Annotated in this window: 1 protein-coding gene and 1 pseudogene; one reads left to right on the top strand and one right to left on the bottom strand. The window is 73.4% G+C overall.

The window, feature by feature from the left end; all coding sequences use genetic code 11:
* Nucleotides 1-1554 (top strand): ATP-binding SpoIIE family protein phosphatase (locus ACWD3D_RS36730; RefSeq protein WP_451464976.1); only part of this gene is annotated, 1554 nt, incomplete at its 5' end.
* Nucleotides 1555-1570: 16 nt separating this feature from the next.
* Here ACWD3D_RS36730 and ACWD3D_RS36725 read toward each other — a convergent pair.
* Nucleotides 1571-1691: pseudogene (locus tag ACWD3D_RS36725) on the bottom strand (hypothetical protein); the annotation flags it as partial.

Raw genomic sequence — 1691 nt, 5'->3', positions numbered from 1 at the left:
CAGGACTTCCTCGACACCCTGCCCACCAGCCAGCGCGAACGCTTCACGGGCCGCTGCCCCGAGGCGATACTCCTCTCCCGGCAGCTCACCGCGGCCGCCTCCGCCTGCGCCTCCGCTCTGCGTACCGGCCGCGTCCACGAGGCGCCCGGCGACGGCCTCGGGTTCGTCCGGTCCACGCTCGCGGTGCCGATGGTCGCCCACGACACGGTGGTCGGGCTCGTCCGCTTCTCCCGTACGAAGGGCAGCGAACCCTTCGGCGAGCGGGACCGGGACCTGGCCGGTGAACTGGCCGCCCGCGCCGCCGTCTGCATCGACAACGCCCGCCTCTACCGCCGCGAGCACGAACGCGCCCTGATCCTCCAGCGCAGCCTGCTCCCGCCGGGCGCCCCCGAGGCGGCGGGCCTGGACATCGCCTGCCGCTACCTCCCCGGCAACGCGGCCACCGAGGTCGGCGGCGACTGGTTCGACGTCATCGAACTGCCCGGACACCGCACCGCGCTCGTCGTCGGCGACGTGATGGGACGCGGGCTGCGGGCCGCCGTCGCCATGGGCGAACTCCGCACCGCCGTACGGACGCTCGCCCTGCTGGACCTGGAGCCCGCTGAGGTGCTCTCCGCGCTGGACGAGGTCGCCCGCGGCCTCGGCACCCCCGGCGGCGGCGACCGGCCCGAGGGCGGCGGCACCCAGTGGCCCTCCCGCGCCCTCCAGAAGTCCCGTGAGGCCGACCTCTCCGAGGTGTACCTCGCGACCTGCGTCTACGCGGTCTACGACCCGGTCACCCGGCGCTGTACCTTCGCCAACGCCGGTCATCTGCCCCCGGCCGTGGTCGAACCCGGCCAGGAGGCCCGGCTCCTCGACGTACCGCCGGGGATGCCGCTCGGCGTCGGCGGCGAACCCTTCGAGGAAGTGGTGGTCGAACTCGCCGAGGGCGCCCTGCTCACCCTCTACACGGACGGCCTCGTGGAGTCGCGGGACCACCCGCTGGACGAGGGCCTGGAAGCGCTCCGTACCGCTCTCACCGGACCCCGGATGCGGCTGGAGGCGGCCTGCGACCACGTGCTGACCGCTCTTGACACCCGGCACGGCGAGGACGACATCGCGTTGCTGATGGCCCGCATCCAGGGGCTTCCGGAGGAAGCGGTCGGCGACTGGACGCTGCCCCGGGAGCCGCGTTCGGTCGGCAGGGCCCGCGAGCTGGCCCGCGGACGGCTGACCGAGTGGAACCTGGACGACCTGGTGGACACCACCGAACTCCTGGTCAGCGAACTCGTCACCAACGCGCTGCGCTACGGCGAGGGCGAGATCCGGCTCCGGCTGCTGCGCGACCGCACCCTGGTCTGCGAGGTGTGGGACGCGGGGCTGGTCCAGCCCCGCCGCCGCCGCGCCCGCGACACCGACGAGGGCGGCCGGGGGCTGCAACTCGTCGGGCTGCTCAGCGCCGCCTGGGGATCGCGGCGCACCCCGCGCGGCAAGACCGTCTGGTTCGAACTCGCCCTGCCCGACGGACAACCGGCCGCCGAACTCTCGGTCGAACAGCTGCTCAGCATGTACTAGACACGTACTGACACGAGGAACGCGAGGGACGAAAGGGGCGGGCCTCCGGGAGCACCATCGTGTAACCGAGGGCACGGCCGCGGGAGAGGATCGTGATCTTGTGCACCGGGTCCGACTGGGGTGAAGCCGCCGCGACC

Source organism: Streptomyces sp. NPDC002690 (assembly GCF_053592415.1).
This window is presented reverse-complemented; position numbering and strand designations above follow the sequence as displayed.